Origin of the sequence: Thioalkalivibrio sp. AKL12, assembly GCF_000377925.1 — a bacterium.
Classification (GTDB): domain Bacteria; phylum Pseudomonadota; class Gammaproteobacteria; order Ectothiorhodospirales; family Ectothiorhodospiraceae; genus Thioalkalivibrio; species Thioalkalivibrio versutus.
In genome coordinates this window covers 1-12,963 of the sequence record NZ_KB898897.1, presented here as the reverse complement: position 1 = coordinate 12,963, position 12,963 = coordinate 1, and the positions used below count along the sequence as shown (strand labels likewise).

At 66.3% G+C, this 12,963-nt stretch carries 12 protein-coding genes; 7 read left to right on the top strand and 5 right to left on the bottom strand.

What is annotated here, in order from left to right; genetic code table 11:
* Nucleotides 1-6 precede the first annotated feature (6 nt).
* On the top strand, nt 7-1,320 hold the full coding sequence (locus tag D579_RS0108510) for a homoserine dehydrogenase (protein WP_018145811.1): 1,314 nt from the start codon (nt 7-9) through the stop codon (nt 1,318-1,320).
* A gap of 39 nt (nt 1,321-1,359) precedes the next feature.
* Nucleotides 1,360-2,502 (top strand): threonine synthase, encoded by a 1,143-nt coding sequence (thrC, locus tag D579_RS0108505; RefSeq protein ID WP_026289478.1) that lies wholly within the window; start codon nt 1,360-1,362, stop codon nt 2,500-2,502.
* A gap of 52 nt (nt 2,503-2,554) precedes the next feature.
* Here thrC and D579_RS0108500 read toward each other — a convergent pair whose 3' ends face one another.
* Nucleotides 2,555-3,340 carry a RibD family protein gene (locus D579_RS0108500; protein ID WP_018145809.1) on the bottom strand — a complete coding sequence of 262 codons (786 nt, stop codon included), beginning with the start codon at nt 3,338-3,340 and terminating at the stop codon, nt 2,555-2,557.
* Between the two features lie 149 nt (nt 3,341-3,489).
* Between D579_RS0108500 and ribA the strand changes: the two genes are divergently transcribed.
* Nucleotides 3,490-4,635 (top strand): GTP cyclohydrolase II RibA, encoded by a 1,146-nt coding sequence (ribA, locus tag D579_RS0108495; RefSeq protein WP_018951721.1) that lies wholly within the window; start codon nt 3,490-3,492, stop codon nt 4,633-4,635.
* Nucleotides 4,636-4,651: 16 nt separating this feature from the next.
* Here the strand turns inward: ribA and D579_RS0108490 are convergent, their stop codons facing one another.
* Both D579_RS0108490 and D579_RS0108485 read right to left on the bottom strand, forming a co-directional pair.
* Complete coding sequence (locus D579_RS0108490) at nt 4,652-5,455, bottom strand: creatininase family protein (protein ID WP_018951720.1); 804 nt, start codon at nt 5,453-5,455, stop codon at nt 4,652-4,654.
* Between the two features lie 45 nt (nt 5,456-5,500).
* Entirely contained in the window at nt 5,501-6,280 is a 780-nt protein-coding gene (locus tag D579_RS0108485; RefSeq protein ID WP_018951719.1) for an FkbM family methyltransferase, read from the bottom strand.
* Nucleotides 6,281-6,440: 160 nt separating this feature from the next.
* Here D579_RS0108485 and D579_RS0108480 point away from each other — a divergent pair, with 160 nt between their 5' ends.
* From D579_RS0108480 to D579_RS0108470, 3 genes are read left to right on the top strand one after another with little or no spacing between them, the layout of a single operon-like run.
* Complete coding sequence (locus tag D579_RS0108480) at nt 6,441-7,598, top strand: ChaN family lipoprotein (RefSeq protein ID WP_018951718.1); 1,158 nt, start codon at nt 6,441-6,443, stop codon at nt 7,596-7,598.
* Between the two features lie 3 nt (nt 7,599-7,601).
* Nucleotides 7,602-9,566, top strand: a complete 1,965-nt coding sequence (locus D579_RS0108475) for a M1 family metallopeptidase (RefSeq protein WP_018951717.1) — start codon at nt 7,602-7,604, stop codon at nt 9,564-9,566.
* Nucleotides 9,556-9,978 carry an HIT domain-containing protein gene (locus D579_RS0108470; protein WP_018951716.1) on the top strand — a complete coding sequence of 141 codons (423 nt, stop codon included), beginning with the start codon at nt 9,556-9,558 and terminating at the stop codon, nt 9,976-9,978. Before D579_RS0108475 ends, D579_RS0108470 begins: the two co-directional genes overlap by 11 nt.
* 27 nt (nt 9,979-10,005) lie before the next feature.
* Here the strand turns inward: D579_RS0108470 and D579_RS0108465 are convergent, their stop codons facing one another.
* Nucleotides 10,006-10,656, bottom strand: coding sequence for an OmpW family protein (locus tag D579_RS0108465; protein WP_018951715.1), 651 nt, complete (start codon nt 10,654-10,656; stop codon nt 10,006-10,008).
* 94 nt (nt 10,657-10,750) lie between these two features.
* Entirely contained in the window at nt 10,751-11,455 is a 705-nt protein-coding gene (locus D579_RS0108460) for an SDR family NAD(P)-dependent oxidoreductase (protein ID WP_018951714.1), read from the bottom strand.
* Nucleotides 11,456-11,870: 415 nt separating this feature from the next.
* Here D579_RS0108460 and D579_RS0108455 point away from each other — a divergent pair, with 415 nt between their 5' ends.
* Entirely contained in the window at nt 11,871-12,959 is a 1,089-nt protein-coding gene (locus tag D579_RS0108455; protein WP_012981522.1) for an IS630 family transposase, read from the top strand.
* Nucleotides 12,960-12,963: the final 4 nt, after the last annotated feature.

Sequence of the window (12,963 nt, the reverse complement as noted above, 5' to 3'; positions counted from 1 at the left end):
AAGGCTATGACGCCGGTAAAGATCGGAATTCTGGGACTGGGAACTGTCGGCTGCGGGACGATCAACGTGCTCGCGCGCAACGGCACCGAGATCGCTCGCCGCGCGGGTCGCGACATTCAGGTCGTGGCGGCCGCCGCGCGCGACATCCAGCGCGAGCGCGAATGCGATTGCTCGCAGATCCGCCTGACCACGGATCCGGCCGAGGTCGTCAACGATCCGGAGGTCGAGGTTGTCGTCGAACTGATGGGCGGGACGGATCTCGCCCTGAGCCTGGTACTGGCCGCGATTGACGCGGGCAAGCACGTGGTCACTGCCAACAAGGCCCTGATCGCGCTGCATGGCAACGCGATCTTCGAGCGCGCCCAGGAGAAGGGCGTGATGGTGGCCTTCGAGGCGGCAGTCGCCGGTGGCATCCCGATCATCAAGGCCATCCGCGAGGGTCTCGCCGGCAACCAGATCGAGTGGCTGGCCGGGATCATCAACGGTACCGGAAACTTCATCCTCAGCGAGATGCGCGACAAGGGTCGTGACTTCGAGGATGTGCTGGCCGAGGCCCAGGCACTGGGCTATGCCGAGGCCGATCCGACCTTTGACGTGGAGGGGATCGACGCCGCGCACAAACTGGCTATCCTGGCCTCGATCGCCTTCGGCATCCCGCTCCAGTTCGACCGCGTCGCGGTGGAGGGGATCAGCGATATCACCCGCGAGGATGTCGGCTTCGCCGCGGAACTGGGCTATCGCATCAAGCACCTCGGGATCGCCCGGCGGACGCCGAAGGGCTACGAGCTGCGGGTGCATCCGACGCTGATCCCGGAGCGCCGGCTGATCGCGAACGTCGACGGCGTGATGAACGCCGTACTGGTGAACGCGGATGCGGTCGGCCCGACGCTGTACTACGGCGCCGGGGCCGGGGCCGAGGCGACCGCCTCCGCAGTGGTGGCCGATCTGGTCGACGTGGTGCGCGCCCTGACCACCGATCCCGAGAACCGCGTGCCGCATCTGGCGTTCCAGCCGGATGCCCTGTCGGACAAGCCGGTGCTGGATCTTGCCGAGGTGGAGACCTCCTTCTACCTGCGCCTGCGCACCCAGGACCGCCCCGGCGTACTGGCCGACATTACCCGGATCCTGGGCGAGCACGGCATCAGCATCGAGGCGATCCTGCAGCGCGAGCCGGACCCGGAGCGCGGCGAGGCCACGATCATCATGCTGACGCACAAGGTCCGCGAGGGTGCGATGAACGAGGCGATTGCCGCGATCGAGGCCCTGGATCATCTGTTGACCCCGATTACCCGTATCCGCATGGAAGGACTGGCGCGCTAGTTGGCGCTCTATCCCTTTCGCAACGACGAAGAGAACACCATGGCCTTTGGACATCGCTATACCGGACTGATCGAGCGCTACCGTGACCGCCTGCCGGTACACGACGACACGCGCATCATCTCGCTGGGCGAGGGCAACACGCCCTTGATCCGTCTGAACAACATCCCGCGCGAGCTCACGCGCGAGGTCGAGATCTACGTCAAGTTCGAGGGGCTGAACCCGACCGGATCGTTCAAGGACCGGGGGATGACCATGGCCGTGACCAAGGCCATCGAGGAGGGTTCGCGGGCGATTGTCTGCGCCTCCACCGGCAACACCTCGGCCGCTGCCGCCGCGTATGCGGCGCGTGCGGGCATTACCGCGTTCGTGGTGATCCCGGACGGCAAGATCGCCCTGGGCAAGCTCGCCCAGGCGATGATGCACGGCGCTACGGTGATCCAGATCGAGGGCAACTTCGATGACGGCATGCGTCTGGTCAAGGAGGTTGCGTCCAATACGCCGGTGACGCTGGTGAACTCAGTGAACCCGTATCGCCTGCAGGGCCAGAAGACGGCCGCCTTCGAGATCGTCGAGGAACTGGGCCGCGCCCCGGACTACCACTGCCTGCCGGTGGGCAACGCGGGGAACATCACCGCGCACTGGATCGGGTACAGCGAGATGGCGGCCAAGAGCAGCGACGACGTGACCGAAGCCTGTTCGTATTGCAAGGGCCACTGCAAGTACGCCGGTGGCGGCATGGTGGGTAACCGTCCGCACATGGTCGGCTATCAGGCGGCGGGATCCGCACCGTTCATGCGTGGCGCGATGGTCGATAACCCGGACACCGTGGCGACCGCGATCCGTATCGGCCATCCGCAGTCCTGGGACATGGCCTGGAAGGTCCGCGAGGAATCTGGCGGTTGGTTCGACGAGTGCCAGGACGACGAGATTCTGGCTGCGCAGAAGCTCCTGGCGGAAAAGGAAGGCGTGTTCTGCGAGCCGGCTTCTGCCGCGTCGCTGGCGGGTGCGCTACGCGACATCCGCGAGGGCAAGATCCAGGAAGGCTCCACCGTGGTGTGCACCCTCACGGGCAACGGCCTGAAGGACCCGGATACGGCCATCGCCCAGAGCGTGATTCAGCCAGCCAAGGTTCCGGCGGAGCTGGACGCGGTCTCCCGCGCGATCCGCGACAACCTGGTTTGAGGCACCCCGCCATCGCGCGTGACGCGATGGCGGCGAACGAATCTGGGGCGGGTCAGGGCTTGCTGCGCAGGTCCAGGTCGAACAGGGTGTCGCCGCCCAGTCGGAAGATACGGCAAGGCGGGCGTAACGCCTGATCCAGCGAGTCGATCTCCGGCAGGGTCACACCCGGACGCCCGGAGCCGATCAGCATGGGCGCGATGGTCAGGTGCAGCCGGTCCAGGGTGTCGGCCTCGAGAAAGCGCGAGACCGTCTGGCCGCCGCCTTCGACCAGCAGGCGATGCAGGCCCATCTCCGCGAGTTGGCCGCGGATCCTGGCGGGGTCGAAGCGGTCGTCGGCCCCGGTGGGCATCTCCAGGCATTCGACATGCTCGGGCAGGCCGCAGGGTCCATACCCGGCCGCGTGCAGGACAATGGTCCGGACCTCGGCATTGCGAAAGACATGGGCATCAGCGGGAATGCGGCCATCGGGGTCCAGGATCACGCGGACCGGGTTGGGGCCCTCGGTCTTGCGCACGGTCAGGCGAGGGTCGTCGGCTACGACCGTGCCGGCGCCGACGATCACGGCATCGACCAGGGCCCGCAGGCGATGCAGGCGCTCGATGTCCTCGGGGCCGGTGACGTAGTGCGACTTGCCGCTCGCGGTGGCAATGCGCCCGTCCAGGCTCTGGCCGAGCTGGGCCACGGTGATGCTGGGGGCCTCGACGATCGGGCCGTAGAGATCCAGCAGCTCGTGGGCACCCGGTGCCAGGGGGCCGGGCAGGGGGCAGCACCCGGGATCGGCCCGCTGTGCCAGCAGCCAGCGCCAGGCCTGCTCCTCGGTTACCGGATAGGCCGTCATGCCGCAATCCCCGGGGTTACGGGACCGCAAGTAGCGAGTTGGGGTAGGCTAACGCCGTCTTCGACCTGCCTGGCCAAGCCGGGAGCCGCCTCCGGGGAATTCGCGGTTTGCGGGCTGGTCATAAACAAAACTCCGTATGGAAACACCCGATGCACAACGCCGATCGCGGGATCTTTGATCTTCGCCGGGGCCATCCGGTCCTGGTGAGTGGTTCGCAGTCGAGTGTACTCGTTGCGGCCGTCGAGGGGCTGACCCCTGTGTTGCTGGATCGCCTGACCCACATGACCGGGTCCGCGCCTCGACTGATTCTAACCGCGCACCGCGCCTCTGCAATGGGCTGGTCCCAGCCGCTGCAGGAAGGCTGGGAAGGTGTGGCCCTGGAATTCGCTCCGAACACCGATCCCGAGGCCCTGTTTACACTGGCCAGCGCCCCGGAGGCCTCGAACGAGACGACCCACCCGTACGCCGCGATTGGGCAGCCCACGGTGGTTCGTGCGCTTCCCGCAGAGGTCGCGGCCCTGGAGCTTGTGCGTGCGGGGCGTCTGTTGCCGGCGGTGGTGGCCGCGCCGGTCCCCGAGCCGGTGCCGGAGGCCATTCGCACGGCGCTGGCGGACGGCATGTTCCTCGACGTCGACGAGCAGGAGGCGCGCGCGGTGGCCAAGCACCCGCGCCTGGAACTGGCCTATGTCAGTGAGGCCCCGGTGCCGCTGGCGGACGCGCCGGTGACCCGGTTCATGCTGTTCCGCGAGGGCAACGGGATCCTGGAGCACGTCGCGGTGCTGATAGGGGAGCCCCGCGACTGGCCGGATGCGGTACCGGTCCGGCTGCACTCGGCCTGTCTGACCGGGGATCTGTTCGGCAGCCTCCGCTGTGACTGCGGCGATCAGCTGCGTCTGGGCGTGAAGACCATCAATGACTCGGGCGGCGGCGTCCTGTTGTATCTGGCGCAGGAGGGGCGTGGTATTGGACTGGCCAACAAGTTGCGCGCCTATACCATGCAGACGGCCGGGCTGGATACCATCGATTCCGATTGTCAGCTGGGTTTCGAGGCCGATGGCCGGCGCTACGACGCGGCGGTGGAGATGCTGGAGTTCCTCGGCATCGACAGCGTGCGGCTATTGACCAACAATCCCGGAAAAATGGATGCCCTGCGTGCCGGTGGCATCGACGTGGTGGCACGCGAGCCGGTGCATGGCAAGCTGAATCCGCACAACTTGCGCTACCTCAGCACCAAGGCCGACCGTGGCGGCCACTGGCTCCAGGAGCTGCTGGCCTCGGAGGCCGAGCGCGGCTGACGCACCTCGCTCCCTCTCAGGGCGCGAGATGCATCAGGTCGAACCGCGCGGCGTCGCGGATCGTCGCGGCCAGGGTGCGAGCGTAGTGCTCCACCAATTGCTGTCCCAACTCGGCGGTTGCGCCGCGGGCATCCCCGACGACACCGGTCGGGTGGAGGTCACCCGCCATCCAGGCGAAGGCGGCGCGCCCTTCGGGTTCCAGGACTTCCAGCTTTTCTGCGAGCTCCGCGCCCAGTGAAGGCGCGTCCAGGGCCGATTCCATGCGCACGTGCTCCGGAGCGAGGAACCGCATCATCGCGGTCTCGATCAAGCCGCCGTGCAGGCCGTGGCGAAGCTCGTCGGGCGCGATGCGGGACGCGTCCGGCGGGGGCTGGGTGAAGTAGTGATGCTTGACCACAAGCATGCCGTGGGCGCGGCGCAACTCCAGGGCCGCGAGGTCGCAGATCGCGGTATTGCCGCCATGACTGTTGACGAGCAGCAGGCGCCGCAGGCCGCTGCGGGACACGCTGTCGCCGATGTCCCGCAAGGTGGCCAATGCGGTTTCGGGCTGCAGGCTCAGGGTGCCGGGGAAGCCGGTATGTTCGGTACTGGTTGCGATCGCCACCGGCGGCAGGACCGTGAGCGGAAGGTCCTCCGGCATGGTCTCGCAGGCGGCCTGCAGCAGGCCCAGCCCGATGCGGTAGTCGGTATCCAGCGGCAGGTGGGGGCCGTGTTGTTCGATGGCCGAGAGGGGCAGGATCGCGACCGCATCGCGGGCGGCGAGCGCGGCGATCCCGTCGCTCGTGTGGTGTTGCCACCAGGGGAGGTTGTCGGCGTTCATAGGCTCAGCCTTGCCGCTCGCACTGGTTCCGTCAAGGCGACCCCATCAAGCATCGTGTCGGCGGGCGTACAGGTCGCCCGAACCCAGGTTTTCGCCGTGTCGCTCCAGCCAGGCAAGGATCGCTGCGGCGGATTGCCAGTCGGCGAAGTGATACTGGCGGCGTTCGCCGCGGATCAGGTTGTATTCGTACGTGCCCAGTTCCGCCAGCTGGGCGAGGCAGTCGCGGGTGACGTCCAGCGCGCCGGCCACGAACTCGAAGGACAGGGCGGAGATGGGGTGGCTCAGGCCGCGCAGAACCTCGGCCTCCATGCCCTCCACATCGATCTTGCAGAAGGCCGGAGGCCCGTATTCGGCGATGAGTTGGTCGAGGGTGACCATGGGTACCGCGATTTCTTCATCCCAGCGTACGTGTTCAAAGCTGCGGTTGCGGGTGCGCAGTGATCGCACCCAGGAACGCGAGGCGGAGGAGACGGTCGGGTGGCGTCGGCTGACCTGCAGCTGTGCGGAACCTGGGCGTGGCCCGGCCACCTCGCGCCGAATCGAGATGCCCGGGCGCCCGCGCACCGCGCGGCGCAGCCAGGGCAGGAGCTGCGGTTGCGGTTCCAGAGCGACCACACGCGCGCCAAGATCGGCGAAGGCGCGGGTGCGGTCGCCGACATGGGCTCCGATGTCGAACACCAGATCCCCGGACTGAATAAACGGGGCATACATATGCTGTAGTCCGCGCTGGCGTCCGGGGCGGCGATAGATGATCAGGGATCGCAGGACACCGATGGTCTGATCGAGCCAGGCCCGGTGGCGTGGGTTTTGCGGGGGTGTGCTCATCCTTGCAGGCTAACCGAGCGGAGGTCTCGGGGGAACGCTGGAGGTGCCGCAGGGTCTTCTGGATAGTTTGGCCGTGCCGGGACCCGGTCTCCGGGTTCGTGGAAGAGTGGGCGTTGGAAAATGGTCCCGCGCGTAGTGGGTTCGCAACGAGGAGTACTGCATGCAGGCGGGTTTTCGGGTTGGGACATGGGTGGGCGCGGTTGGCCTGCTGGCGGCCTTGTTGGCGGGTACCGTGAAGGCGGGCAGTGATTGTCCGGCTCCGGGGGCGTGGTCCACGCCGGCGGGCGAGCCGCTGGATGCCGCCGAGCTGTATGCCGACCTTGCCACCCGCGAGGTGGTGTTGCTGGGCGAGCGTCACGACCGGATGGATCATCATCGCTGGCAGTTGGGCACGCTTTCTGCGCTGCATGGTCAGCGCCCGGACATGGTGATCGGGCTGGAGATGCTGCCCCGCTCCAGGCAGCCGGTGCTGGATGCCTGGGTCGCGGGCGAGCTGGACCCGGAGGCATTCCTGGAGAAGAGCGGTTGGTACGAGCACTGGGGTTTCGACCCGGAGTTGTACTGGCCGATCCTGCACTTTGCCCGCGTCCACGACGTGCCGCTGCTGGCGCTGAACCTGGAACGGGAATATATCCAGCGTTTGGGTCACGAGGGCTGGGATACCGTGGACGCCGATACGCGCGATGGGGTGTCGGCCCCGGCCGCGGCGAGCCAGGGCTACCGTGACTATCTGGAAGCCGTGCTGGAACGTCATCCAGCGGGCATGGGACCGGATTCGGAGCGGTTTATCGCGACGCAGCTGGCGTGGGATCGGATGATGGCTGGCGGGATTGCGGCGCGCATCAAGGCGGGCGGCGATACGCCGCCACTGGTGGCCGCGATCATTGGCTCCGGGCACCTGGAATACGGCTATGGGGTGCCGCATCAACTTGCCGATCTGGGCGTGACCGAGGCCGCGGTCTTGTTGCCGCGCGAGCCCGGCGGTTGTGCGGACAGCGATCCGGCGCTTGCGGACGCCGTCTTCGGTGTGCCACACGACGAGCGTTTTGAACGTTCGAGTTTGATGCTGGGCGTGCACCTGGAGTCCGATGACGCGCCGGGGATTCGCATCCTGCGCGTGCAGGAGGGGTCAGTCGGTGAGGCGGCCGGCCTGGAGGCTGGAGATCGGGTTTTGCGGGCAGGCGAACAGACCATCCGCGCCGCTGGCGATCTGCAACGCGTGGTGCAAGCGACGCCACCGGGCATGTGGCTGCCACTGCAGATCGAGCGTGAGGGCAAGCGGCTAGAGCGCGTGGCACGCTTCCCGCGCGAGGACTGACGCATGCGCCCGGGGTTGTTGGTGTGCAGTGTTGTCTTGTGGCTGGCCGGTGGAGCGGCTTCGGCCGACACGGCATACGATGGTGTGACGCTGGAGGTGGAGCTGGATCCCAGCCAGGCGCGGCTGGAGGGGCGGTTCGAGGCGGATCCGGCCCGGATCGATCCGGCCTCGCTGCGCCGGTTCCGACTGGATCCGGGCATTGCCGTGGATGCGGTGACGCTTGGCGGGCAGATAGTCGAGTTCGACCGCAGCGAGGATGGTTGGCTGGAACTGGCACGCGAGCCGGGTGCGGATGACGGGCCTTTGGCGATCCGCTATGGGGCGCGTCTTTCGGCACTGGACCAGGCACGTCCCGGGAGCGGATATCTGGGTCCGGACGGCGGGTATCTGCCGCCGGGCGCCGACTGGTATCCGCGCCGTCCCGATGCCGAGCCCCACGCTGTGCGGATCGAATTGAAGAGCCTTGGTGGCCATCTCGGGGTGGCTTCCGGCTCCCGCGTGGCCGAGGAGCGCCGGGGTGACGAATACCATGCCACGTTCGAGCACCCCGCTGGTCGCGCCCTGGCGATCGCTACCGGCCCCTGGGAGTCGGCCGAGCGACGGGTTGGAGATGTGGAGGTACGCACCCTGTTTCCGGTCGGCCTCGAGGAGCGATTCGGGGAGACCTATCGCGAGCAGGCGGCCAAATACCTGCAGCGCTTCAATGACGAGATCGGCCCGTACCCATTTGCGACCTTCACGATCGCCGCGAGTCCGCAGCCCGTGGGGCTGGCGTTTTCCGGCTTTACGTTGTTGGGGGAACGTGTGATTCCGCTGCCATTCATTCCGTACACCTCACTGGGCCACGAGGTCCTGCACGCCTGGTGGGGAACCGGGGTGTACGTGGATTACTCCGCAGGCAACTGGTCGGAAGGCCTGACGACCTACATGGCCGACTATCAGTTCAAGCGCGAACGCGGCGAAGGGCGGGAGGAACGGGGCCAGTGGCTGCGCGATTACGCGGCCTTGCCGGCCGGGGGAGATCGCGCGCACGGGAGCTTCCGGGGTGGCAATTCCGGGGCCGCTCGCATCGCCGGCTATCACCGCGGCGCGATGCTGTGGCGAATGCTGGAGGATCGAATCGGGCGCGAGGCGCTGCTGTCGGGTGCGCGGGCCCTGTACGACGAATGGCGCTTTCGCGAGGCGGACTGGGACGCCGTGATCGGGGCGTTCGACGGAACGACGGATGAAGACCTGCGGCCCTTCTTTTCCCAGTGGGTAGAGCGCGCTGGCGCGCCTGCGCTGGAACTGACGGGACAGCGCCGCGAGGCGCGGGGAGACGGTTGGCGAGTACAGGGCCGGCTGCAACAACGCGACGAGCAGGCCCCTTGGGAGCTGTATGTGCCGCTGGAGCTGGAAACCGAGAACGGCCGCGAGACGCATTGGGTCGAGCTGAATGCGGCAGAGAAGGGGGTTTCGCTGGAGACCTCCAGCCGTCCCCTGGCCATTGCCATCGACCCCGACTGGCGAATGTTCCGCCATCTGGCAGCGGATGAGTCGCCCGCCATCCTGCGTCAGGGGGCGCTGGACCCGGAAGCCCGGGTGGTGGCGCTGGAGGATGCGGAACCCTCCGAGGTCGCCCCCTGGCTGGGTCGAGTGCCGGGCTCCGCGGACGACGCAGAAGGCATGCGGATCGTGCTGGGCTCGCATTCCTCCGTGGCCGGCTGGCTGGGGCGGCATGACTTGCCGAGCGACCCGGTCGCACTGGCGAATGCAGGCGAGATCGGTCCGGGTGCGCGGGCCTGGGCTGTACCGGATACCCGGTTAGTTGTGATCAGCGGGGCGGATGCGGATACACGGCGCGAGGTGTTGGCCGCATTGCGGCATCGATCCCACTACAGTTACCTGTTGCCCGGCGCGAACGGCGAATGGCAGACCGGCCTCTGGTCCCAGCCGGGAATATGGCAGGAGTTTGACGATGACGAATGAATTTCGGCTGGATCCACGCCTGGAGGCCGATACCTGGGCTGTGGCCGAGTGGCCGCTCTCGCGGCTGCGGTTGATGGATCATCACGACTATGCATGGTTCATCCTGGTGCCGCGTCGCGCCGATGTGCGCGAACTGCATCAACTGGCCCCCGAGGATGCCATCCAGTTGGCGCGCGAGTCCGGTGCGCTGGCGCGGGCGATGGAACAGGCCTTCGCCCCGAAGGCGCTGAACGTGGCCAAGCTTGGCAATATCGTGGAGCAGCTGCACCTGCATCATGTAGCACGCTGCGAGGGGGACCCGGCGTGGCCCGGCCCCGTGTGGGGTGCCCCGAAATCCCGCGGGCTGGAAACGCAAGAGGCCGAGGACCGCATTGTGCGGGTCCTCGGCCTCGTCGGAGACGTCGGCGGCTAGGCTGGCGTCAGACGGTCGTGGCTAGCCTCAGAAGCGGTAGCCGACGTTCATCCCGAAGGTCCAGGGATCGATCTTGACCGTGCCCAGGTCGGCGGTGCCCAGCGACACGTCGGTTTCGATGTCGATCCAGCGAACCTCGGCGTTGACGAACCAGTTTTCGTCCACGGCGAAGTCGATCCCGGCCTGCACCGCGGCTCCCCAGGAATCATCCAGGTCGATATCCTGCCCCGTCACGTCAGCCGTATCTTCGTCGAAGAAGTGGGTGTAGTTAATGCCGGCGCCGACGTAGGGTCGAACGGCCGTTCCGGTGTTGAAGTGGTACTGGAGGCTCAGGGTCGGCGGCAGGTGGCGTGTGGAGCCAACGTTGCCCAACCCGTCAATCGAAATGTCATGCTTGAACGGGATGGCAACCAGCAGCTCCAGCCCGAGGTTGTCGGTCATCATGTAGGTGATGTTGCCGGAGGGACGGGTGTTGGAGCCGACGTCTACAGAAGCATTGCCCAAGCCAGGAAGATTGCCGTTGTCGGACTTGGGGGCCACGTGGGTCAGGCCGCCGCGCAGCAGCCAGTCGCCAGCGGAGACATCGGCGTTGGCAGCGGTCGCGTGGGCCGGGATCATGGCCGCGGGGGCCAGCAGTCCGGCCAGGGTCAGAGCGCGCAGGGTGGTGGAACGTTGCATGTCGAGCCTCCGAATCGGTGTATGTTCGCAGGCACTATCCCGCCATCGGTATTAGCGGTTGTTGATGCAGATCATGGTTGTGGCGGGTGAGCGGTCAGAAAGGCAGGCGCTGGCCTTCGAAGTCGTGGAAGCTGCCGGACTGGTCGGCCCCCAGATGGTCCAGGACACCGAGCAGACGTTCGCTTGCGTATTCGGGGCTGAGGACCTCCGGGGCGCGTGACCGGTACGGCTCCGACAGACGGGTGTCGCAGGTGCCAGGCTGAAGTGCAATCACCAGCGCATGGCGATGGCTGAAGCGTAGTTCCAGGGCCGTGGTCCGCACGATCTGGTTGAGCGCGGCCTTGGAGGCGCGATAACTCACCCAGCCGCCCAGGTGATTGTCCTCGATGGAGCCGACCCGGGCCGAGAGGGTGGCCAGGATGCCCTTGCGGCCCCGCGGGAGCAGGGGTGCCAGGTGCTTGAACAGTAATGCCGGGCCGATGGCGTTGATGGCGAAGGCATGGGCCATGATCGTCGGGTCGAGATCGCGCAGGCGCTTCTCCGGGCCGTGGCCGTCGATGGTCAGGACCCCGGTGGCGTCGAGGATCAGGTCCCACTCGGGTGCCTGGTCTCGCAGCCAGGCGGCGGCGTGTTCGATACTGGCCTCGTCGAGCAGGTCCACGGACGGGGTGCTTTGGCGTCCGAGGCCGACCACGCGTTCGCAGTTCGGGTCGTTCTCCAGGTGGTCGACAAACGCGGCACCGAGGCCGCCCGTGGCGCCGATGACCACAGCGCGATAGGGTATCTGCAGGGATTCCATGCAGCGTAGGACCATTACGCTTGCGATTGATTCCGGGGCGGCACCTCGGTTAGGGAAACACTGACTAATGTACACACTCGCGTTGATACCCCAGGTTTTCCGAGACAAGGCGTGTCGTGCAGCGGGTAGTGGTTCTACCCGCAAGCGGCGCAACGCAGGATCGGGGAACCTGGGGTGCCAACCCCACAAGCCATTGCAAAGCAGGGGCTCGGCCGCTTTTGCGTGGGAACGGCGTTGCGGTTCCCTTGTGCAGAATGACTGCACGGCAGTCACCACGCCTTGTTCGCACGCAAAAGCGACTCGAGCGCGAGTGTGTACATTAATCAGTGTTTCCCTAGTGTCCTTTAACAAAAGTTCATCGACTCCGTGACTGTCCCCCTGTATCCTGATAACAGGCACTCGGGAGGCGACCGGAATGGGACGACCGATCAAGACGTTGACGATCAGTGAAGCCGAACGCGACGAGCTCGAGAGCTGGCTGCGGCGGCGCCAGATGCCCGCGGCGGAACAACAGCGCGCGCGCATGATTCTGCTGAGCACGCGAGGCCTGAAGGCTTCGGAGATTGGCGCGCGGGTTGGCGTCTCGGCGGAGACGGTGAGCAAGTGGCGCAAGCGCTTCGAGCAGGCACGCATCGGAGGGCTCACGGATGCCCCGAGAAGCGGACGTCCCCGTACGATCGATGACGACAAGGTGACCGAAGTCATCAACAAGACGCTGCAGTCGAAGCCGGATAACGCGACGCACTGGTCGACCACGCTGATGGCCAAGGAGACCGGGCTCAATGCGATGGCCATCAGCCGGATTTGGCGGGCCTTCGGTCTCAAGCCGCATCGGCTCGAGACCTTCAAGTTGTCCACGGATCCGCACTTCGTGGCCAAGGTGCACGATATCGTGGGCCTGTACATGCACCCACCGGACCGCGCCCTGGTGCTGTGCGTCGACGAAAAGAGCCAGATCCAGGCCCTGAACCGGTCCCAGCCGGCGTTGCCGTTGTCGTTCGGCCATCCCGAGACCCGCACCCATGACTACCTGCGCCATGGCACGACCACCCTGTTCGCGGCACTGGATGTGGCCACCGGCGAGGTCATCGGCAAACTCCATAGAAGGCATCGCGCCAAGGAGTTCCTGGCGTTTCTCAACGAGATCGATCGCCAGGTCCCCGACGATCTCGACGTCCACCTCATCCTGGACAACTACGGCACCCACAAGACCGAAAAGGTTCGGGCCTGGTTCGCTGCACGACCGCGCTACCACGTGCACTTCACGCCGACCTCGGCGTCCTGGATCAACCTGGTCGAACGCTTCTTCGCGCTCATCTCGCAGCGCTGGATCAAGCGTCAATCGCATCGCAGTACTCGCGAACTCGAAGACTCCATCCGCGAATACCTGAAGACGTACAACGATGAGCCTCGACCGTTCATCTGGCGCAAAACAGCCGATCAAATTATCGCGTCGATCGCCCGTCTAACCGATCGCCTCGATAAAAATACGAACTTTTGTTAAAGGA